We start from the raw sequence: 23,106 nt of genomic DNA, 5'->3' as shown, positions 1-23,106 counted from the left end.
CCCTCGTTTTGAAAAAGGGCTATACTTTTTAATTTGTCACCTTGATTTCATTGACATAATAGTATTTCAACAACATGGAAGACTGTTTGCCAAAGCAAGCAGTCTTTTTTCTATTGGTGGATAGAGGATTTAAAGTGCTGGATAATTGTGCTGAATTGGTGGATTAAATTCCCGAAATCGTGGATAGAACCACAAAACGAAAGGATAGCGCTATTACGATTAATATTGAAAAACTAATTGATAGCCAGCACCTCTTGCCATCACAATTTTAGCTGGTTGTCCTGGAATTGCGTCTAGCTTTTTTCTTAAATTGCTAATATGAACACGTAATGCCTGTGTTTGCCCAATGCTATCCTCATCCCAAATACGTCGATATAGCTCAGCAGATGGGAAGGCTTGATGACTATGCTGTGCTAAAAAGAATAAAATTTGAAATTCCTTTGTTGATAAAGCGAATACAGTATCACCAGTTGAAACTTTTCCTGAATGAATATGAAAATGTAATGTATGAATAATTTTAGTAGAATCATGTTCCATCGACATCAAGGATTTCATAGGATATCGTCGTTCGTATAGTCGCTCAATCGTTTTCAATAATCGGTCATAATCAATTGGTTTTAAAATATAGTCTGTAGCCTGTACATCAAATGCTTCTAAGGCATAATGCTCATACGCTGTCACAAAGACAATATCTATTTGATGTGAGGCATCCTCTATTTTAGAAGCAAGTTCAAGACCAGTCATTTCAGCCATTTCAATATCTAAAAACAGAATATCAGGCTTTAATGTATCAATATTTGTTAATGCCTCTTTTGGATTTAGGAAGGTTCCTATAATCTCAATAGAGCAGCTTGCCTTTAGCATGGATTCTAATAAACGAATGGCTAAAATTTCATCATCTATAATGATTGCTTTTAACAAAATACTCATATCCTTTCTATTGAAATAATTGGGAAATGAATTTCAACAGTTGTTCCTTTATTTTCAAGGCTTTCAAAATGGATCGCAGCATTTTCGAATTTTTTTAATCGTTTAGAAATATTTACAAGGCCAATTCCTTCACTAGCAGTTGTTTCACCATTTTGAATTTGCTGCAAAAGCTTTGGTGATATGCCAATGCCATTGTCTGTAAGCTGAAAAATCAACATTTGCTGCTCTTGCTTAATCAATAATTGCAGCCTACCACCCTCTTTTTTTGCCTTCAGCCCATGAAGAAGTGCGTTCTCCACTAAAGGTTGAAGCAGGAGCGGGGGGATTAGACACTGAATAGGCTCATCCATGCAAATTTCCCATTCTAACTGCTCAGGATATCGCATGCAATGAATATTTATATATGCCTCTATGAGACTAAGCTCTTTTTCTAAAGGAACAAGACTATTGGCATTTTCAAAGGCAAAGCTATTGCGTAAAAAGAAAGCAAAATTTGTAATCATTGTACGCGCCTGCTCCAAATCTAAATAACTAAGCGATAAAATTGAATTTAGTACGTTGTAAACAAAATGCGGTTTAATTTGAGCCTGTAAAAAGGCAGTTTCCATCGCAATTGCTGTTTCTGCTGAATCCTTTAGTAAAATAAGATTGCGTACACGCGTTTTGAGCTCTACTATATCGAGCGGCTTATGTAAAAAATCATTGGCTCCTGATTGAAAGGCTGCAATCATATCCTCTGGATGCATGGCCGCTGTTAACATTAAAATGGGTAGCTCTGTAGAGGTATAATTTTGTCTAATTTGCTGACAAACCTCATAGCCAGAAATAGTAGGCATCATAATATCTAAAATTAATAAATCAATATCAGGATGCTGTGTGACCTGATCAAAGACATGCTGCCCTTTATCAACAGCAATAATAGAGTAGTTTTCCTGTGTCAGAATATCAATTAATACTTTTAGATTAACAGCATCATCATCCACAATAAGAATTTTTTTCCTCCCAATATTTTCAACAATATGTGGGAATGTCAGGAAAGGGTGTCGATAGGTTTGTATGGGTGTTATTTGTAATTCTTCATGTTTCTGCTGTGCTTTTAGCAGTTTAACAGAAAATGTCGTACCTTGACCGACAATAGAATATACACTGATTTTGCCGCCTTGCCGTTCCACAAGTTCCTTTGTAATGTGCAAACCTAATCCAGTACCATCAACAGAACGGCTTAATTGCTGAAATGGGCTAAAAATTGTTTTTAAGTTTTCGGGTGCAATGCCGCATCCAGTATCTTTAATGTCAATCACTAGAAATGCCTGCTCTTCATAGCAAGTAATATCGATTGTTCCTTTATTTGTATACTTCACTGCATTATGAATTAAGTTATAGAGAATTTGTCGAAGTCGATTTTCATCCGCATGGACAAAGCGTCCACGTTCAATATGATTATAGATTTTTACATCTTTGCTAATTGTATAGGACAGCACTTCCACAGTCATATGTGTAGTCGCAAATAAATCGACAGTTGTCATCTGCAATGCTAGTTCATTCTCCTTTAATTTAGAAAAATCGAGTATATCGTTAACCAAATAGGAGAGGCGTTCAGCGATATTAAAAATAAGTGTTACTTTCTCTTTCTGTTCTACAGCTAAATCAGGCTTGCTATTGTCATTCAGCATAGACTGCGAAATTCCAATAATGCCATGCAAAGGTGTTTGGAATTCATGAGATGTTTTAGCAAGGAATTCGTCTTTTAATTGATCTACACGTAAAAGTGCCTCTGTTAGTTTACCTTTTTCTAAATATGAATCTGCAAAACGATGTGAAATATATAAAGAAAGCATTGTTAAACAAATAAATGGCAGCAAGGGCGGCAAGGCATTCAATTCAAGATTAATATGTGTATTTAATGTAGCAACGATAAAATAAAGCAGAATGGCTAACGAGCTTATTATTAAATACATAACACCAGGAACACGTCGGTAGATTGCGATAATTTGTACATAGAAAATATAAATGATATTGACAAATACATATAAGGAATTAACGTTTTGTAATTTAGAATTAATGGATGCTGGCAGTATCATAAATAACATCATGACTATACCTATAACAGATAGTACCTTTACCACCCAATAATTCATATATTGTGGCAAAGCGCGATAAAAATAGAGCAAAATAGAAAGACCAACAAAGACACTAGAAGCCATTTGTATACTTTGAAACGGTACATAGCTCATATCGGCAAGGGCTAGTAGCAGCTTTTCGCCATGCGTAAGCGTGTAAAGCGCACTTGCAAAACAAAATAACGCAAAATAAAGCTGCTCAATCCCTAATTTAGAATAAAGATAAGAGCCAAAAAAGTAGATAAACATTGTTAAAAAAGCTGCTAGTGTAATTAAATCGTAGAATAATGCACTTTCACGAAGCTTTGTAATACTAGTTTGATCCCCCAAAAAAATGGAGCTAATAATACCCCCTCCTGGTGCATAATCAAAATTTGCTACATGCACAATCAATTCCAGTTCATTTTGATCAGGCGAAAAATAAGCAGTATACGGCGTATTGTGCGGTATATAGCGGGCATTCTCAGCAGGCTCTCCGCTTTGTCCAATTCGATGTCCATTGATATAGATTGCATTGGACATGCGAATGACGTTTGTTTTAATTCCTAAAATATCCTTAGGATCATTTACTAAAATTTTAAGTCGATAAGTTCCACTTGCGAATGAGGGGAGCGGTTGTCCATCAATTGTATATTTAGTCCATCCTGAAGGGACATCTACGAGATAGCTTTGATAGGTATCGAAGGTCGCACCATCAACCAAACGATTCGGAATAAATGCCCACACGCCATCTAATTTGATAGGAGCATTATCGTTAAATATATGATGGCGCAAATCCATCACGCCTTTAACTGCTAGTGGTCCATGCGATTTAGTTTGGGATAAGGGGAGAATAACGCCTGCTAGCAGCAGTGCTCCGATAATAATTGCGAACAGTATTGATAATTTTTTCATCCTTAAAAACCCCCTAAACCTTCATTGACTCACTCACTTGACACGGTTTTAGTTGGATTATACAAGATAGATTCCTTTATTAATAGATGCAGGCTGAACGTTAAGAAATCTTAACGCCAAGAAAACTCATGATTCTTTTATACTAAGTAAAACAACACATGAAAGAGGAGGTTTATAGATGATAAAAAAATGGAGTAGCGTCTTCATCATCGTGGTACTTATTTGGTCACAGCTAGGGGTATTATCTCCTAAAGCTGATGGTGGATTCCTAACAGAAACGAATCCAGATGGTTTAACTATTATTGGATATGCAGGACTAATCCCAGATGGAAACTTAGTTATTCCACACACACTACAGGATGGTGGTGTTGAAAAAAAAGTAACAGTAATAAAAGAGGGTGCTTTTGCAAATCGTCTATTAACATCCTTAACTTTTGAACCAGCCTCTGAGTTAAAGGAAATAGGAATGTCAGCCTTTAGTAGCAATACATTAGGGAGTGTCCAAATCCCTGCTTCTGTTCAAAAGATAGGAGATGGTGCCTTTGCAAATAATCAAATAACGTCCTTAACATTTGAATCAGCTTCTAACTTAGAGGAAATAGGATTAGTAGCTTTTATGAACAATACATTAGGAAGTGTCCAAATCCCTGCTTCTGTTAAAAAGATAGGTAACCATGCCTTTTTTATGACTCAACTAACGTCCTTAACGTTTGAGCAAGCCTCAAAGTTAGAGGAAATAGGGATGTCAACTTTTGCATACAATGCTTTAGGTAGTGTCACAATTCCTTCTTCCGTTCAAAAGATAGGCAACAATTCTTTTGAAAATAGTCAACTGACATCATTAATGTTTGAGCCAGCTTCTAATTTAAATGAAATTGGAGATAGTGCCTTTTTGTTAAATCAAATTGAGTCTATCACGATTCCATCAAGTGTAGAAAAGATAGGCGTGAGTTCTTTTTCGCAGAATAAATTAACAAACCTTATTTTTGAATCAGGAAGTCCTATAGAAATAGGCATAAGCGCATTTTTAATAAATGAACTGGAAAGCATTATTTTCCCATCTAATATAAAAACGATTGGCGGTTCAGCCTTTTCATTTAATAAATTAAAGAAAATAGAATTTAAACAACCAACAAATCAAGAAGTGACAATTGATCCTATGGCATTTCAATTTCAAAATGGTGACATAAATACTACTCAGTGGTTTATAAACGGTAATGGCCAATCACTATGGGATCAACAAACTGTAACAACAGCCCTAAAAGTTTACTCTACACCACAAACACCGCATGAAGTAACCTTTGAAACATATGAGGGTAGTGCAGTAGAAAAAGAAGATGTTATAGATGGAGAGCTTGTAACGAAGCCAACTGATCCAACAAAGGATGGTTATATTTTTGATGGTTGGTATCGTGAGGACTTCCAAACGCCATGGAATTTTGCAACTGATACAGTAACAGAACCTGTAACACTGCATGCAAAGTGGCTATCAGCAAGTCCATTTACTACATCCGACAATGGTGATGGAACAGTAACGGTTACAGGCTATACAGGGCAAGTGCCAACAGATTTGGAAATACCATTTGAAATTAATGGCAAAAATGTAACAGTTATAGGGGCTGGTGCTTTTAAGAAGAAAGGGTTAACAAATGTAACTATTTCAGAAGGTATACAAGAAATTAAAGTATCTGCTTTTTCAGAGAATCAGTTAACCAACTTAATCATGCCCTCCACAATGAAGAAAATTGGTTATAGTGCCTTTTCGGAAAATCTATTAACATATGTAGATATCCCAGAAGGAATCGAAGAAATCGGTAGTAATGCATTTTTAATGAATAAATTAACAAATGTCAAGATTCCATCAACACTTAAAAAGATTAATGGGGCAGTCTTTGCAGAAAATGAATTGACGAGTGTAGAGATTCCAGAAGGTGTGCAGGAAATTGACGGACCACCCTTTGCTTCAAATAAATTAACAAGTGTCACAATTCCATCAACAATCACAGCAATAGGTATTTCAGCATTTCGAAGTAATAACTTAGAAACAGTTGAGTTTAAGGGGGCTGTGGATAGTATAGACGAATCAGCTTTTAGTGAACAAACTGTAATACCAACATTTACAGGCTGGTACACAGACCAATCTATGCAGCCATCTGTACTATGGAATGGCACTATACCACAGGCAATGACAATTTATTCAGTAGGTTTCCCAGCATATATCGTCTCATTTAATTCAAATGGAGGCAGTGATGTAGCACCGAAAACCGTGACGCAGGGTGAAGGCGTATCTGCACCTACTGTACCAATAAAATCAGGCTATACATTTGTAGGTTGGTATAAAGATGGTGCATTGCAAACACCGTGGAATTTCCAAACTGATAAAGTAACAGGAAATATTGCACTTTATGCAAAATGGAATGCTATATCAACACCGAATGTAACATCGCCATCAGTGCCAGATTCAACACCATCAATGCCATCTACAACTAATCAAATTAAGGTAGATGTAGTGGATGCGAGTAATCCCAATGCAGTGCTCGTACAAACAGTTATTACACGCGACAATAGTGGTGGTGTAATAAAGGATACAGTGAACTTTACACCTGCGAATGCAAGAGAGTCGATTGATAAACTAGCAAATAAGGAGAATAAAAAATCACGTATCGTTATTCCTGATGAACAGCAACAAGTAAGTGAAACAACTGTAGGTATTGCAAGAGAGGCAGCACGACTGCTAGCAGAAGGGCAAGCAGGCTTAGGGATTGATATGGAAACAGTGAAGTTGGATATTCCTGCATCCTCTTTAGCGAATTTCGACAATGATTTTTATTTCCGTGTAGTGCCAGTCAAAGTACAGGCAACAAAGCAGCAATTAGAAGAACATGCGAAAACAGAGGTAAATGTACAACAATTAACAAACAGTGCAACAATCACATTGCTCGGACAACCAATGACCATTGAAACAAATATGCAGAACCGTCCAGTAACGTTGACATTGCCATTACCAAAGGATGCCACACAGGAGCAATTAGATAGTTTAGCAGTCTATATCGAACATAGTGATGGCACAAAAGAGATAGTACGTGGGCAAATAGTGGATTTCAAAGAAGGAACAAAAGGAATCCAATTCGAGGTAACAAAATTCTCTACATTCTCAATTTTATATGCACCTATGAAAAAGGAGCAGCCAAAAGAGGAAGTAAAAGTGGAGGAAGAAGTTACAGTAGAAGAGCCTGTGTCTGAGCCATATATTAAGGGCTATCCAGATGGTACATTCCGTCCAGAGGCATTTGTAACACGTGCTCAAATGGCAAGTATGTTGGCACGTCATCTAACAGGCAATTTAATTCCAGAGGTAACAGCGACATTTACAGATACAACAAAGCATGATGCCAAGGATGCGATTGAATTTGTGAAGGAAACAGGCTTATTTAAAGGCACAACAGCAACAACATTTAACCCAAATGGCTCTATCACACGTGCACAAATGGCTACAGTGGTTGCACGATGGTTAGCAGAAAATGGGGAAGTGAACAAGTCTCAGGCAAAGGTATTTAAGGATGTAAAAACTAACCACTGGGCAGCTGAAGCGATTGCGGTAGTTAGTGCACATGGCATTATGACGGGTACAGCTAAAGATACGTTCAATCCAGATGGTTATTTAACAAGAGCACAAGCAGTAAAAGTATTAAATCGCTTATTTGAACGTTCAGTTGCGTCAACAGAACAAACGCCATTATTCACAGATGTTTCAAGCAACCACTGGGCATTTGATGAGGTTCAAGCAGCAGCACAATAATCAGAGGAAAGCTGTCTTTATAATAATAGATAGGCTTTTAGAAATCGGCAAAATTTGTTTGGATTAAACTAGAATAGAGATCAGCAGGTTATTTAGTGCATGTGGGGGATATAGATCTCCTACATGCTTTTTTACATTTTTAGGATGAAATTGAATGATGCTAAAAGTTTTTTATGGGAATTGTGCAATAGTGGGATAAAAGTTGATAAAACGGAAAATAGTAAAGGTAACCTTATTAATGTTGAAAACAAAAATAAATTGACTTATCTGAAAATTATATTTATAATATTTAGCTAAAAATTATTTACTTTAACTTGATTATTATTTCAAAAGAGTATATCTTAATTAGCAGATAGATTTTTTATTCTTTTGAATGAATAATTATCCATTTGACTATTTTCAAGAAATCCATTCTCATACACAATAAAATAAACTTAAAAGGAGATCTATGATGATGAAGAATAAATTATTCTTGCTAATGCTCGTTCTAGTAATTGGTGTACTAGCTGCATGTGGCGCAAAAGAAAATAAAGACAATAGTACAAACTCAAATGCTGATGTGGGTACAGAGCAGAAGCAAGTATTAAAGGTAGGTACTTCAGCTGATTACGCACCATTCGAGTATGTTGATGCTGCAAAAGGTGAAGAAATTATCGGGTTTGATATTGATTTGATCAAATTAGTTGGTGAAAAAATTGGTGTAGACATGCAAGTGCAGGATATGGATTTTAACAGCCTAGTACCAGCATTACAAGCAGGTAAAATTGATGTAGTTATTTCTGGTATGACGCCGAATCCAGAGCGTGAGCAAGTGGTGGATTTCACGGATAAATACAATGAGACAGAACAAGTAATTATCGTGAAAAAGGATAGCAGTATTAAAAAAGAGGCTGATTTAACTGGCAAAAAAATTGGTGTACAAATAGCTTCTATTCAAGAAAATTTAGGGAATAATATTGCGAAAAAGGTAGATGCAACTGTTGAAGGACGTACTCGAATTCCAGAAATCATCCAGGATATGATGTCTAAACGTTTGGATGCCGGAATTTTAGAAGGTGGCGTTGCCAAAGGTTATCTTAAAACAAATGATAAATTAGCTGCTTTCCCTGTTGAAGAGCAACCAGAAGATTTCAAAGCAATCGCTGTTCCAAAAGGAAGCGACCTAAAAGATAAAATTAACAAAGCATTAAAGGAACTAGCTGATGAAGGTAAGATTCAAGAGCTAGAAGAAAAATGGCTAGAAAAAGCTGAATAAATACTTAGACACTGCGATAGCTCTATTTTGGGCTATCGCTTGTGCTTTTCATATTCTTAACAGAAATCAAGAAAGGAGGGAGATGCTGTGAATTTAGATTTTTCAGCTATCGTTCCCTCTATTCCTTATATACTTAAAGGAATAGGTGTTACACTTCAAATTGCAATTGGTGCCTCAATCATCGGTTTTATCGTAGGGATACTACTCGCACTGTGTAAAATTGGTAAAGTGAATGTTTTACGTTGGTTTGCGGATTTTTATACATCCATTTTCCGAGGTACACCACTTGTCCTACAATTATTAATTATTTACTATGCAGTACCACAGTTATTAGATATTCAAATTGAACCAATTCCAACAGCAATTATGGCATTTGGCTTAAACTCAGGTGCTTATATTTCAGAAATTATTCGTGCTGGTATTAATGCAGTCGATAAAGGCCAGATGGAGGCAGCACAAGCACTTGGAATTCCCTATGCAAAAATGATGAAGGATATTATTATTCCACAAGCAGTAAAAAATATTTTACCATCTTTAGTCAATGAATTTATCACATTAAACAAAGAAACAGCAGTAGTAACAGTCATTAGCGCATTAGATATTATGCGTCGAGCTTATATAGTTGGTGGTTCAACATATCGCTATCTTGAGCCTTTACTTTTTGCTGGTGTAATTTATTACATTATGACGCTTATTTTAACGTTCCTTGGTAAACGAATCGAGAAAGGAATGAGAAAAAGTGATTAAAATTGAAGAGCTTCATAAATCATATGGACAAAATGAGGTACTTAAAGGGATTTCAACTGAAATCAAAGAAAAAGAGGTTATTGCCATTATTGGTCCTTCCGGCTCGGGTAAATCAACATTTCTTCGTTGCTTAAACTTATTAGAAGAGCCGTCGAGCGGAAAAATTACAATTGCTGGTGATGTTTTAACTGATAAAGGGACAAATATAATGAAAATACGTGAAGAAGTTGGTATGGTTTTTCAGCATTTTCATCTTTTTCCACATAAAACAGTACTAGAAAATTTAACATATGCACCCATCAATGTGAAGGGGATGGACAAGTCAGCTGCCATAAAAAATGCAGAGGATTTACTGACAAAAGTCGGCCTATATGAGAAGCGTCATGAGTATCCTAATCGTTTGTCTGGTGGACAAAAGCAACGTGTTGCCATTGCTCGTGCACTTGCAATGGATCCAAAGGTAATTTTATTTGATGAGCCTACCTCTGCACTTGATCCAGAAATGGTTAAAGAGGTTTTAGCAGTTATGAAAAATCTTGCAGATACAGGCATGACAATGTTAATCGTTACCCATGAGATGGGCTTCGCTCGTGAGGTGGCAGATCGCGTACTATTCCTCGATGGCGGAAAGCTAATTGAGGATGCTCCACCAGAACAATTCTTTAAAGCGCCATCAACACAGCGTGCAAAGGACTTTTTAGAGAAGGTTTTATAGTATGCAAAAAAATCATTAGTCTATTAGATTCAAGCGGATAAAGTTATAAAGCACGGTGATTGTTAGATAAATTTCTAATAATCATCGTGCATTTTTTTATTTAGAAAATTAATCTTTATTCTTCTATAAATGAGGAAAACGTAAAATGTTTCTTTAATGTTTCGACATTAAACAATTCCTCAATATGATAGGCTCCTGCTGGTTGATTATGTTCAAGTAATTCAGTAGCGATAGTTGCTGCGATTTTAGCCGTTACCATTGATTCATCATGTTCCAAAAATGTTATTGCTACAGCTCTCTTCTCATACTGACCCCTACCAATAGCCTCCACCTTAATGCCACATATATCTGAACCAATTTTTATTTTTTGCATAGCTGATGCAAGTAGATGTTGAACCTTGTCGAATTTTAGTAAATAGGATAGACGACTTTTTTGTAAAAACGAGACAAATCGATTGAGCGACTCAATATCAAAGCCCATTCTCGTAACAATTTGTCTAGTTGAAAAATGCTTGGTTAATGTATGCTGATCTGAAAAATTAAATTGATAGAGACTGCGTTTTCCAACACCCTTAAAATGAACAATTCTCCTATTTGTAAAGTTATTGACGATCTGCTTTTTATGCTGATACATAATATGGTAGGGCTTATTTAGCTGGTCCAAAATCCATAAAATTGCCGCAGTGCCATGTGTATCCCCTGCTCCAAGTAAAATTGAAATATGAAGCTGGTCAACAGTAGTTAATTGCTGTGCGGCATGCATCGCCATTAAATTGGTTAATCCTGGTGCCATCCCAACACTGTAGACAATTGTAGAACGATATTGTACAGCAACTGGATGAAGATCCTCTAATTTTTTAAGAAAGGCATAGCTGGCAGTAATATCAATGTACATAATCCCCTCTCTCAAGCAGAGCTGAGCAAATGCAGTATCTTGTTGCTCTAAACACATAATTACAAGCGCTACACCTTCTAGTTGCTTCAGACGTACAGTCTTCGACACATCCATCTGTAGAGGGATTGCAAGATGATTATAGAGAGTGCATAATTGTTTAGCCTTTTCTATATTTCTACCAGCAATTAATACTCTATTCGGATAGCTTTGTAATAGGAGTTTTGCAATTTTCCCTCCGACTTCACCATAGCCTCCAACAATTAAGATATTCTCTTTATTCATTTAAAATTTTCTCCCTTAATAGCTACTAAAGCATCAATCATATGTGTTTTAAAATATGGAATGATTGTTGTAAAGCCAACATCCTTCAATAAATTAATAAGCAATTCAAGTTTAATCGGGTGGGTTGTAATGCTAAAGGATTGTTCAAAACGTTGCCAATGATTTTCAGAAATATTATTATGGAGCATTGAGCCTCGCCAGTAGCGGAGCTGATGCTTGAACGCTGAGGAAGTTAAATCAGCATTTATAGAAGATATAAACAGCACGCCATTCTCCTTCAAGCTATCTGCTATTTTTTGAAGCAGTGCTTTCTTTTGATCAAGATCCTGCATAAAATGTAAAACTAAATGACAGGTAGCTACATCAAACAGCTCTTTTACGTTAGATGTCAGTAAATCTCTGTCAATCCATTCAATATTAAGTGCATATGGAAGCATATCAATTTGTTTAGCAGCTAGCTCCAGCATTACCTTGGATGTATCAACTGCTGTGAAATGAGCAGAAGGCAATAATTCTCCTAATGTTAGTAATTCCTGCCCACCACCTGCACCTACTACTAAAACTTTATGTGTAGTGGGAAAGCTATGAAGTATATTGGCCATCATGTCATAAATAAGGTCGTAGCCAATAATCTTCTGACGAATGGATTGTTGGTATGTAGAGACAGAAGAGTCATCCCAGTTGTGTAATGGTTTATTCAATTAAATACCTCCTAATTTTTGTGGGTAGTAGATGCAGAGAGTAACTCCTTCATCTTTAAGCAATCATTCTTATGGAAGATTGCTGACTGTCTTGTAAAGTCACCTACTATTTGTGTTGGGCTGTTCCCTAAAATAAGTATTCGTTGTCCAATATTAAGAGCCTCATTCAAATCATGTGTCACTAATATAACTGTGGGCTGATAGTCCAACCAAAGTGAACGCACTAGTTGAAGCATTTCATTTTTTAAGTGGATATCTAATGATTGAAATGGTTCATCCATTAGCAAAAGTGCTGGTTGGTTGACCATTGCCCGAATAAGAGAAACACGCTGCTTCATACCACCACTTAATTGATGTGGATAGTGCGCTTTAGCATCATAGAGACCTGCAATTTCCAATAATTGATCTATTCTATCCTCTGTGACTGTCTCATCCACCCATGCAATATTTTCAAATACGGTGAGACTAGGAAGAAGTCGTGGCTCTTGAAAAACATATCCCAATGAGCCAATAGGAAAGCTGATAAACCCTGCATCCGGTGAAATTAAGTTCGCAATAAGCTTCAATAATGTTGTTTTTCCAATGCCAGAAGAGCCTAAAATACATGTCACTGTGGTAGGAGCTATTTGTAAATGAAACTGCTGAAAAATTTGCTTTTGATTTCTTGAGAAGGATAAATTATCTATGGTTAACATAGGTTGAGCCCCTTTCTATTCTGCATAAACGGACAATGACGAAGATAAAGGTGGAAAAACTAGAAATTAATCCGCAAAATGATCGTCTGCTTTAACAAACAGATAGAAACATCACATCACTTTATTAGCCTCTGTAAGAGAAATTCCATGGCTAGACCTGCCAAAGCTAGAATAACTGTCCAAGCAAAAACTGTTGGGGTATCAAAGTAAATACGTGCTTGGCTAAGCTGTTGTCCAATACCTCCATGTCCAACGATTAATTCTGACATCACAATTGTCTTCCATCCCATGCCAACTGCTATTAAGAGGGCAGACTGTAGGTAAGGTAACACTTGTGGGAAATAAATATCTCTTATCATTTTCTTGCGTGAGACTCGAAAACATAGAGCCATTTCCAGCAGCTCTTGAGGAGTTTGAAGTATCCCTTTCATTACATTAAAGAAAAAGATAGGTACTAAGGTGACAAAAACAATAAAGATTTGGGCACCACCATGTTCTCCAAACCATAAAACCGTGAATAGCATCCATGAAACAGGTGGGATGGATTGAGCCAAAATAATAATCGGCTTTATAACATTCTTTATCATATTTGATAAACCTGCCATGATTCCTAACATACTGCCCAACAATAGAGACAACAATATACCAATAAGAAAGGATAATGTTGTAATAAAGAATGCTGACCAAAATATAGAATTTCCTAATAGTTTGAATAAGACAGAAGCAACTACAATAGGACTAGGTAATAGTACATCAGGATATTTAGTAGCCAACATGGTCCAGAGAAGTATTAGCACGATAATACTACCTATTGAACGAAGCAGGCTATTCACTGTAATAGAAATCTTCATTAGGTAAAGCACCACCTAAGGATTCAGGTGCAATTTCTAGTAAAATCTTAAAGTAAGCTTCTATATCCTTTCGGGCTTGTTGAGCGGTTTGAAAGTGTAAGGAGCTATTTGTTAATGCACTTTTCATGATCTTTTCATCACTATTGAAAAAATCACTAAGTAATGGCAAGGTAACATCTGGCTGTTGATGTAAATCAGTAATTGCTGCTTCAGAAAGAGCTTGAAATTGTTTAATAGCATCTTGGTTACTAGACGCCCAATTCTTATTAATAAAAATACCGGTTTGTGGTAGTTGTTGATTAGATTGTTTCTGCCATACTTCCTCAAAGTTGATGACGATATGTAAATCTGTCTGTAAATTTGCTTGCACTATACTTAACAATGGCTCTGGAATAACAACATGCTGGATTGCACCTGATGCTAGTTGTTGACCAATTTCCGATATATTGACAAATGATAGCTTAACACCTGGGATATTATTTTGAGTGATTAAGTAATTTGTTAATATATCTGGCGGACCACCTTGACTAGGGACGAAAATAGTTTGATGTGCTAAATCTTCTATTTCGTGAACATTGTTATCGGTTGAAACAAGAAACATAGAGCCAAATGTATTGACTTGAATAAGCTGCAAGGGCATACCTTTCGCATATAAATTTGCCCCCATATTAAGAGGAAGTGCCATAAATTGTGCTTGTTCTTTCTGTATTTGAGCTAAAAGAGTATCTGCTGTTTCCCATGTGATAAGCTCAATATCCTTTTGTTGATGTGCTAGCAAGATACTTGGAAAAATAGATGGCGATTTTGGAGCACTAATGGTTGCCTTGAGAGTATGCTGCTGTTCATCTGAATCCTGATAATTGGTAGTGGCAGGAGAGGATTTTTCTGAGCAACCACTAATAACAGTTACTACTAGCAAGACAATAAAAAATATGTAATAAAATTTCTTCAAAATAGTATTCCTCCTTAGTGAACTCTTGTACAATTTAATTAAGAATTATTCTCAATTATAAAGTTTCAGAAAAAAAGAGCTATCCCATATTTCTGGGGGGAGGTAGATTTTTATGATGGATGCACAGTACTGGCGAAGAAAATCTGAACAATGCTTAAAGCTCAGCAAAAATTCATTTGAATATCGTCAATTGATGATAGAAGCTTTGCGTACGCAAATAAATTTTGATGCATATTGCTGTACATTAACGGATGCACATACACTTTTTTCGATAGGTGCTGTCACGGAACATTCTATAGAGGCTATTCATCAGGAGATAATGGAGTTGGAGTATGCTATAGAGGATATAAATAAATATGAATTCTTAGTTCGCAGTGGTCAACACATAGGTAGGCTAAGTGATTCGACAAATCAAAGCTTCCGCTATAGAGAAGTGCTAGCTCCTAATGGTTTTAGTGATGAAATACGAGCTGCTTTAACTTATCAGGGACAATGCTATGGTTTTTTAACGCTGTTCAAAAGAGCTGAAAGTGAGCAATCTTTATTTCAAGACAAAGATCTAGTACTTATAAAAATAGTGATGCCCATTATGGGGGAGACTTTAAAGGGGTTCCATCATTATATTATTGAGGAGCGACTTCCAACTGTAGAGGGAGAACAAGGTATTGTTATTTTTGATAGAGAGCTAAGAATACATTCTAGTAATTCAAAGGCTCGCAAATTGTTATCAATTTTAAGAAAGTATGAAAGCCTATCGGAATTGCAAATACCAAAGCCTATTCAGGCGATATGTGCAAAATTGCTTGCTGACAATTACAATACCAATACTTCTTTAATAGTGCCTATTAAGGATACAGGTTATATTACTATTCGTGCATCACTTATGTGGACAAGCCATCAAGAACAGCAAATAGCTTTATTAATAAATGAGGCTTCATCGAGAGAAATGCTAAATTTTTTAATAACGGCCTACAATCTCACACCAAGGGAAAAGGAAGTTGTGTTTGAAATTATTAAGGGGATTCCTACAAAAGAGATTGCCTATAATCTTAGTATTTCAAATTATACAGTGCAGGATCATTTAAAGGTTATTTTTCAAAAAGTAAATGTCTCGAATCGAAATGAGCTAGTGTGGAAAATTTTTTCTCGATTCCAATTAGATTAATAAGAACTAACAAAAGAATCTGCTGAATCGATAGCAGATTCTTATCATTTATAAATGGTCATTTTGATGAAATAATAGCTGATAGCCAAAGCCTCGTACATTTGAAATTTTCGCATGATGCCCAGAAATAGACTCTAATTTTCTCCTAAGGTTACTGATATGAACCTTTATTGCTTGGGTTTGTCCGATACTATCCTCTCCCCAAATCAATCTATAAAGCTCAGATGGATGAAAAATTTGCTCAGGATGCTGCGCTAAAAAAAATAAAATTTGAAATTCCTTAGTGGGCAATATGAGTACAGTATCATTAATATTCACTTTTCCAGAGTGAATATGAAAGCGAAAGTTTTCAATGGACAGGGTCTCTGAGTCTACATGCTTGTGGTTTATAGTCTCATTGATATATACAGGCGATCTTCTTATATTTGAATGCATACGTGCAATTAATTCAAATAAATCAAAGGGTTTTGTGACATAATCATCTCCGCCCAGCTCTAGCCCCCGTATTATATCTGAGCCATCTGCTAAACAGCTCACAAAAATAATAGGGACATTTGAAAATTTACGAATTTCTGCACACACCTCAAAGCCGTCAATGCCAGGCAGTTGTGCATCCAATAGAACGAGATCAGGTTGTACAATATTAAATTGCTGTAAGGTATCTTCACCATTTGAAAATATGTATGGCAAAAAATTAGCGTTTTTTAATGCAACACTAAGAAGGTTTTGAATATCTACATCATCTTCAACAATAATAATTTTTTTAGCCATGTATATCCTCCTTTACAAAGTTTACAGGTATGACTATTGTGAAGGTACTGCCTTTACCAAGCTCGCTTTCAACATAGATGTTTCCCCGATGCTTATGAATAATTTCCTTACTAATGGCTAATCCCAGACCAGATCCTTTTTTTGCCTTATTTGGGGCATTTCCTTTCATAAAACGTTTAAAAATATGAGGTAATAACTCAGCATCAATACCTTGTCCGTTATCCGTAACCCTAATTGACAAAGAACCTTGCAGCGTATCTCTTATGTTGGGCGTACAATCTACATCAATTTCAATGGTTCCATCTGTAGGAGTAAATTTAATAGAATTTTGAATTAAATTTAAAAATACCTGCTCCATGCGAGTAACATCTAACCAAGCATAAATGGAAACTCCCTCTATTGTGTGTAAGGCTGAATGCTGAAAATGAAGACCTTCATTTTCAATGTAGTGCTTCAGTTGCTTAACCATGTATTCTAAGAAATAATGGACATTGATATGCTCAAACGTATATTCAAATTGCCCTTCATCCATTTTTGCTAAATCTTGAAGATCTTTAGATAGATGATGGAAAAATTTAAATTTTTCGTAAATGATCGTTAAATATTCCTGTAATTCCTCAGATTCAACTTTAGACTGCATAATTTGAATATAGCCCTGCATGATTTGCATAGGTGTTCCTATTTCATGTGCAACAGAGGAAAAAAATGATTTTCTGGATGTTTCAATGTGCAGGAGCTGACTATTTTTCTCCTGCAAATCCTTTGTCCGCTCTGCCACTTTTTGCTCAAGGGAGGCATTTATTTTTAATAACTCCACAGATAAGGATTCAGCTCTTTTAAATGCCTCAGAACTCTTCTGTGCCACTACCAATGTCTGAATAAATAGAAAAAGGGCAGCCGCAATGGGCGATAAATCGATGGTTTCTAACCAGCCATTATATAAAAATAAATCATTGACGATTGCAATCATTAAGACAACCATTGTAAAGAAATTTAGGTAAGATCCCTCACGTTTACGTAATGCCGCTAGAGAAACAATATATAGCAAATATAGAAGCATAAAGCCTATCCAAATTTGAAAAGTAGAGAAAAATTGAGTGAAAATAATAGCGGGAAATAAAGTTGTCAGACTGAATAATATACAGACAAAAAGCGTCATCCTCACTATTTTTTTATTAATTTCCTGAGGGAAGGTATGTGCTAAAAATAAAAATACAACCATAAATCCAATATAAAAAGTAAGATACTCAATTTTCACGCTTAATTCCCAGGGGAATAAGGGAAATAATTGCATTAAGAGAATATTACCAACTAGCATTACTCGTAAAGAGAGTAATAAACAAAAGATGCCTAGAAAAATTGGCAACTGAGTAGTAACCCTAAATAAATATAAGGAAATATAATAAAAGCTTAGAGCAAGGACAGAGCTTGCAATGATGACATCTCTTATAATAGTGAGTTCCCGATGCTCTTTAATAACATGTTCGTAGCCAAAAATAATAGGAGACCACATTCCTCCCTTGCGTGAAGAGAAATTTGATACTTGCATGATTAATTCTATTTCTTTAGATTCAGACTGAAAAGTGACTACCTGCGAAAATGATCTTGGTTTCATGCTTTGACGGTCTATACCCACCTTACCATTTTCCGCAATAGGTTTACCATTTACCCATAGCTGAAAGGCAGAAGCGACGGAGGGTAGATAGAGTGAAAATAAATGGTCCTTCTCTTTTTCATCTAACTGAATATGCAATCGATATGTTCCATACCCCTGATTTGACAAAGGTTTACCAGTATAAGTAGCTCTCGCCCATGTACCCGGTACTTCTATGTATTGAGGTTTTACTTTTAACTTAGAATGTTGAAAATCCTCAGGCTGAAGCAGCTCCTGCCAATAAAACTCCCATTGTCCCCGTAAATAAAATTTTTTATCTTGCAGCTCCATTTCCTGTAGTGAATAAATACCTTGCTGTGCGGAAAGAGTCGTTTTTCCCTCACCAAGTGTAATGATAGGGATAAAAAGGAAAATAATTAGAAAGAAGCCGGTAGCTATGGCGATAATTTTTTTCATATCTAGCTCCTAACTTTCAATAATTTCATAGCAAAAGGTTAAGAAAAATTAACCTAAAAAATGGAATGAATTCGTGGTGGAATCTATTGACCTATAATATAATAAAAAAAAAGTTAAAAGTCACCAAAAAAATGCAACCTTTAGATTTTTTATTAGGTAGTAAGAATTAAATATTTCATATAAATGGGGTAATTAATTTCTGAATATTAAATCATATGAATCGGAGGTACTAAATTATGGCTTGGACATTTAGTTTAAATATTACAAATGACACAGATCGAGATATAGAGTTAGTTGAATCACAATTGCACTGGGGATACTGGAATACAAATGGTGAAGAGGATAAAGGACCCCAATCAATTAAAGCGGGAGAAACAATACAGGCTGTAGGAGTCAAATCCGCTTTTGGTCCAAATGGCTATGAATTTTCATGTTCATGGAAGGATAATAACAAGAATCAGGAAGAGAAAATGCTGGAACCGTACGGGGTAGTAAGCATCTATGTTAATGTGCCATATAATAATCCCAATGAAGCAGCTTGCAGAGCAAATGGGTATTTTGAGGTAAATGAGTGGAAGGGTATTACTCATGATGGACATAACTTTGTTCGGGATATACGTATTTCGAATAAGATGAACAGGATAAGAAAAAAGGAAGTACCTAATAGTTTATATACAGATTGGTCCAAAATAGAAACATTGAAAGTTGTTGAGAATGTAGAAACTATTGATCTTAATCAGTATATTCCTAGCGGGGTTCACTTTGAAAAGAATGCGATATTTAAAACGTCTACATTTAAAATTTCAAAAAAACTTTGGGATGGGGTCAATGATTTAGATTTTGATAGCCTTTATTTGAAAAAGCGTGAAGTGAATGATTATTTTTCTGTTGAGGTAACTTGCTTAAGAGCAGATGCTACAAAAATTGAGACGGTCACTAGAAGAGGAAAAATAAAAGTAAAAGATGAACGTTTTATATCGACTACAAGTAAGAGAGTAGTAGAAAAGGTTAGCACGATTGAGACCGCACTGAAATTTACGGAAAATGCTTCAGTTTCTGAAGAAAAAATAGTGAAGGCAAGTGTATCACAGGAATTACAGACGGAAATAAGGGCGAAGTTTAATATATTAAATTCTGTGACAAAAGAGCAACAGCAAACAGAAAGAAAATCAATTGATAGAGAATTTGAAGCACCAAGCGATAAAGATATGGATGTTGTACCTTGGATTTTTAGTAAAATGATTCTTTTATATCGAACTGATAAAAATAATGTGACAACATTAATCGGAGCATCCGAATGGGATTACGCAATTTTGAACCGTACACATGAATACGATGTTATGGACAATGCAAAGAAAAAAGTAACAACAGGAGGAGAGCGTTAAAATGGCAACTTGGACTTTTTCGTTAATGATTACAAATGCAACAGATCGTGAATTAGAAGTTTTTCATAAGCAACGAACTTGGGGTATTTGGAATACAGAGGATATTGAGGACAGGGAGCCTCTCAATGTTCCACCTAATACAACTATTCAGGCATTAGGCATTAAGGCTTCAACTGGACCAAATGGCTATGAATGTTCGTGCTCTTGGCGAGATAAGGTACCATCAGGTGAAAAATCCTATGGCACTATCTCACTATCATTAGATGTACCGCAAAAAAGTAAAAACAGAGCTGAATGCTTAGCGGATCATCAATTCCATATAGATAGCTGGGAAGACCTACCGGAAAAGGGTCATAACTTTGTGCGATCCATCATTGTAACAAATAAGAATTCCTAAGGACAATTAATTGATACTGGTAATGAAAAAAAGTGTGTGTGGTGATAATTATGAATCTAAATACATCCAATTTTTCTGACAAGGTGATGATTTTGATGAAATAAGCTTACGTACAGCTACAGAAGAAGACCGAGCGATATTATATCGAATATTTGAGGAATCACGAATGGATTTAGCGTATATAGAGGATGAAAATGTAAGAAAAAGTATTGTACAACAATATGAGTTAGATAATGTGCAAACTAAAATAATGTTCCCAGGAGCAGAAAAGATAATTATTCAATATAAAGGGGAGCCAATAGGGAGATATAGTATAGATAAAACAAATAAAGACTATCGATTAATTTGGATAGGACTACTTCATGTGTGGAGACGCAAAGGTATTGGAAAGTATATTTTAAAATCCCTGATGAAGGAAGCATCTTATTATATTAAGGGCATAAATCTTGAAGTGGTTAAATTCAATACAGCAGCTTATCAATTATATGAAGAATTAGGATTTAAGTTTGTAATGGATAAAGAAACAACATATGAGATGTACTGGAGAAAATAAATTTAAAGGAGAGATATTTATGGAAGCATTTCTAGGCGTAATTTTACCTTGGGCAGGAACGTATGCCCCTAGGGGATGGTTGTTATGTAATGGACAACAATTACCAGTTAATCAATATCAAGCTTTGTATGCTGTAATTGGGTTCCAGTACGGAGGGGATGGAAAAACATATTTTAATCTGCCGAATCTTAATGGTCGGGTACCTGTAGGTGCTGATATGGGGGGACAAAGAGATGCGGGAATATCATCGTATTCAAATGGTAGTAATGGTGGAACAGAGCAGACTACTTTAAATATCAATAATTTACCAAAGCATAATCATACGTTTAGCAGTACAAGTAGTACGCTTAATAATGCCAAAGCTGTTGTTGCTATTCCTACTGTAAACAATGATGGTACATCGAATATTCCGGATAATACCAGTAATCTAGGGAAAGGCATGTCCAATGGTAGGGATGCCACTATTTATAGTAAGAATACATCCAATAGTACTCTTAAACCCTTTGATGCTCCCGTAACTGGTAACGTGGTAATAAATGGTGCAATAGGAGAGACAGGAAGTGGAACTTCATTTGATAATCGCCAACCATATTTAGCAGTGAACTATATTATTTGTATCGAAGGACTTTATCCTCAGAGACCTTAGTAATTAAGGGGCGTGTTATGATGAAAATATTTTCTAGGTTAAAGATAGGTATTCTGTGCATTTGTATGATAGTGTTAAATCTTTCTTCGATGACACTTGTTGAGGTTCCAACGGTTTCAGCAACTACATTTCCATCAAGCGAGGATTTTGAAAGTTGGGATGGTGGAAATAATGTTCCAAATCCAGTGGATATTAGGGATTGGACTTTATCATTAGTAAAAGAAGATGATTTACCAGATGAAAGTGCATACAATATTTATATGGATACCAATGGCGATTTCGGATTTGATATGCAGGGGGGTATTGGAAGAGCAACAAAACTAGTCATAAAGTCAAATAAAGGACCTTTCAAAATAAATAAATTAACACTACAAAGTGGAATTGAAAATTTTAATTCTTGGCAAATTGAAGGATATAGGAATAATGGATTTATTGAGGGAGCCAAAAAAACTATTAATATCGCATATCCTGCGTTGGAGGATATCGTCTTTACAGAATCGGAATGGCAAAATATTGATGAATTAAGAATAAGCCGTGTAGATAAAATTTCTGAAATTTGGATTGGAATTTATAATATAGATGTAGATCAACCGATTACAGGTTCGGTAGATTCTATACCTCCTACATTAATAGATGGAAGCATAACTACTACAAACCTTAGCTCAAAAAGTGTAACGCTAAATTGGTTAACTGCAACTGACAATATTACTTCTACAGAAGATTTGGAGTATCAAGTCTATCAATCTATAAGTAATAATATTGATACGGTAAATAACATAGAGACAAATGGGATTGCATTGGGAAATTATTCGAAGAATACTGTAACACGTGATATTTCAGGGCTATTACCAAATGTAAATTACTATTTTAATGTTATTGTTAAGGATACAGCAGGAAATAAAACAGCCTATACTATGGTGAATGTAACTACACTTAATGAATATTCTGTAAGTTTTATTGTGGATGGAGGAAGTACTGTTGCTGCGCAAACCGTAGCTCATGGAAAGAAAGCGACAGAACCACTATCACCGCCAACAAAGGCAAACCATACATTTGGTGGCTGGTACACAAGCAGTGCCGTAGATACGCCATTTAATTTTAACAATGCCATCACAGGAGACACAATCGTCTATGCAAAATGGAATCCAGTGACGTATACGGTGAGCTTTAATGTAGATGGAGGAAGTGCAGTCACACCGCAAGATATAGCCCATGGAGAGAAAGCAACTGAGCCGACATCAGCACCAACAAAAGCAAACCATACATTTGGTGGCTGGTACAC

19 protein-coding genes are annotated in these 23,106 nt (G+C 35.8%); 10 read left to right on the top strand and 9 right to left on the bottom strand.

Annotated elements, in window-relative coordinates:
• Window positions 1–219: 219 nt before the first annotated feature.
• Both AC3WOM_RS17365 and AC3WOM_RS17360 read right to left on the bottom strand, forming a co-directional pair.
• The gene (locus tag AC3WOM_RS17365; protein ID WP_427539508.1) at window positions 220–921 is read right to left on the bottom strand and encodes a response regulator; all 702 of its coding nucleotides are present in this window, start codon (window positions 919–921) and stop codon (window positions 220–222) included.
• A gap of 5 nt (window positions 922–926) precedes the next feature.
• Window positions 927–3,944, bottom strand: coding sequence for a hybrid sensor histidine kinase/response regulator (locus AC3WOM_RS17360; RefSeq protein WP_492447750.1), 3,018 nt, complete (start codon window positions 3,942–3,944; stop codon window positions 927–929).
• Window positions 3,945–4,122: 178 nt separating this feature from the next.
• On the opposite strand from AC3WOM_RS17360, the gene AC3WOM_RS17355 reads away from it, so the two are divergent.
• The 4 genes from AC3WOM_RS17355 (at window position 4,123) to AC3WOM_RS17340 (ending at window position 10,460) form a co-directional block, all read left to right on the top strand.
• A complete protein-coding gene (locus AC3WOM_RS17355) occupies window positions 4,123–7,743 on the top strand; it encodes a leucine-rich repeat protein (protein ID WP_492447749.1) in 3,621 nt (1,206 codons plus the stop codon).
• 454 nt (window positions 7,744–8,197) lie between these two features.
• Window positions 8,198–8,998, top strand: coding sequence for a transporter substrate-binding domain-containing protein (locus AC3WOM_RS17350; protein ID WP_427539517.1), 801 nt, complete (start codon window positions 8,198–8,200; stop codon window positions 8,996–8,998).
• An 87-nt stretch (window positions 8,999–9,085) separates the two neighbouring features.
• Window positions 9,086–9,745, top strand: coding sequence for an amino acid ABC transporter permease (locus AC3WOM_RS17345; RefSeq protein ID WP_492447748.1), 660 nt, complete (start codon window positions 9,086–9,088; stop codon window positions 9,743–9,745).
• Window positions 9,738–10,460: an amino acid ABC transporter ATP-binding protein gene (locus AC3WOM_RS17340; RefSeq protein ID WP_492447747.1), complete on the top strand. Its 723-nt coding sequence runs from the start codon at window positions 9,738–9,740 to the stop codon at window positions 10,458–10,460. The genes AC3WOM_RS17345 and AC3WOM_RS17340 overlap by 8 nt, the downstream gene beginning before the upstream one ends.
• 115 nt (window positions 10,461–10,575) lie before the next feature.
• On the opposite strand, the gene AC3WOM_RS17335 is transcribed toward AC3WOM_RS17340, so the two are convergent.
• The 5 genes from AC3WOM_RS17335 to AC3WOM_RS17315 form a co-directional block, all read right to left on the bottom strand.
• Complete coding sequence (locus tag AC3WOM_RS17335; protein ID WP_492447746.1) at window positions 10,576–11,637, bottom strand: saccharopine dehydrogenase family protein; 1,062 nt, start codon at window positions 11,635–11,637, stop codon at window positions 10,576–10,578.
• Window positions 11,634–12,338 (bottom strand): class I SAM-dependent methyltransferase, encoded by a 705-nt coding sequence (locus AC3WOM_RS17330; RefSeq protein ID WP_492447745.1) that lies wholly within the window; start codon window positions 12,336–12,338, stop codon window positions 11,634–11,636. Before AC3WOM_RS17330 ends, AC3WOM_RS17335 begins: the two co-directional genes overlap by 4 nt.
• Window positions 12,339–12,349: 11 nt before the next feature.
• Window positions 12,350–13,033: an ABC transporter ATP-binding protein gene (locus AC3WOM_RS17325; RefSeq protein ID WP_492447744.1), complete on the bottom strand. Its 684-nt coding sequence runs from the start codon at window positions 13,031–13,033 to the stop codon at window positions 12,350–12,352.
• Between the two features lie 116 nt (window positions 13,034–13,149).
• Window positions 13,150–13,884, bottom strand: coding sequence for an ABC transporter permease (locus AC3WOM_RS17320; RefSeq protein ID WP_492447743.1), 735 nt, complete (start codon window positions 13,882–13,884; stop codon window positions 13,150–13,152).
• Window positions 13,859–14,836, bottom strand: a complete 978-nt coding sequence (locus tag AC3WOM_RS17315; RefSeq protein WP_492447742.1) for an ABC transporter substrate-binding protein — start codon at window positions 14,834–14,836, stop codon at window positions 13,859–13,861. Before AC3WOM_RS17315 ends, AC3WOM_RS17320 begins: the two co-directional genes overlap by 26 nt.
• A gap of 112 nt (window positions 14,837–14,948) precedes the next feature.
• On the opposite strand from AC3WOM_RS17315, the gene AC3WOM_RS17310 reads away from it, so the two are divergent.
• Window positions 14,949–16,001, top strand: coding sequence for a helix-turn-helix transcriptional regulator (locus AC3WOM_RS17310; protein WP_492447741.1), 1,053 nt, complete (start codon window positions 14,949–14,951; stop codon window positions 15,999–16,001).
• A gap of 48 nt (window positions 16,002–16,049) precedes the next feature.
• On the opposite strand, the gene AC3WOM_RS17305 is transcribed toward AC3WOM_RS17310, so the two are convergent.
• Window positions 16,050–16,772: a response regulator transcription factor gene (locus tag AC3WOM_RS17305; protein ID WP_492447740.1), complete on the bottom strand. Its 723-nt coding sequence runs from the start codon at window positions 16,770–16,772 to the stop codon at window positions 16,050–16,052.
• Window positions 16,765–18,843, bottom strand: a complete 2,079-nt coding sequence (locus tag AC3WOM_RS17300; RefSeq protein WP_492447739.1) for a sensor histidine kinase — start codon at window positions 18,841–18,843, stop codon at window positions 16,765–16,767. The genes AC3WOM_RS17305 and AC3WOM_RS17300 overlap by 8 nt, the downstream gene beginning before the upstream one ends.
• Window positions 18,844–19,079: 236 nt before the next feature.
• On the opposite strand from AC3WOM_RS17300, the gene AC3WOM_RS17295 reads away from it, so the two are divergent.
• The 5 genes from AC3WOM_RS17295 to AC3WOM_RS17275 form a co-directional block, all read left to right on the top strand.
• Window positions 19,080–20,228, top strand: coding sequence for a hypothetical protein (locus tag AC3WOM_RS17295; protein ID WP_492447737.1), 1,149 nt, complete (start codon window positions 19,080–19,082; stop codon window positions 20,226–20,228).
• 1 nt (window position 20,229) lies between these two features.
• The gene (locus tag AC3WOM_RS17290) at window positions 20,230–20,625 is read left to right on the top strand and encodes a hypothetical protein (protein ID WP_492447736.1); all 396 of its coding nucleotides are present in this window, start codon (window positions 20,230–20,232) and stop codon (window positions 20,623–20,625) included.
• 166 nt (window positions 20,626–20,791) lie between these two features.
• Entirely contained in the window at window positions 20,792–21,178 is a 387-nt protein-coding gene (locus tag AC3WOM_RS17285) for a GNAT family N-acetyltransferase (RefSeq protein WP_492447735.1), read from the top strand.
• A gap of 19 nt (window positions 21,179–21,197) precedes the next feature.
• Window positions 21,198–21,824, top strand: a complete 627-nt coding sequence (locus AC3WOM_RS17280; protein ID WP_492447734.1) for a phage tail protein — start codon at window positions 21,198–21,200, stop codon at window positions 21,822–21,824.
• 17 nt (window positions 21,825–21,841) lie between these two features.
• Window positions 21,842–23,106: InlB B-repeat-containing protein (locus AC3WOM_RS17275; protein WP_492447733.1), on the top strand; the 1,265-nt coding region annotated here is incomplete at its 3' end.

The sequence above is a fragment of the Lysinibacillus sp. FW301-JW8 genome (assembly GCF_058788755.1).
The sequence above is the reverse complement of the archived record's forward strand: the minus strand, read 5'-3'. Positions and strand labels throughout refer to the sequence as shown.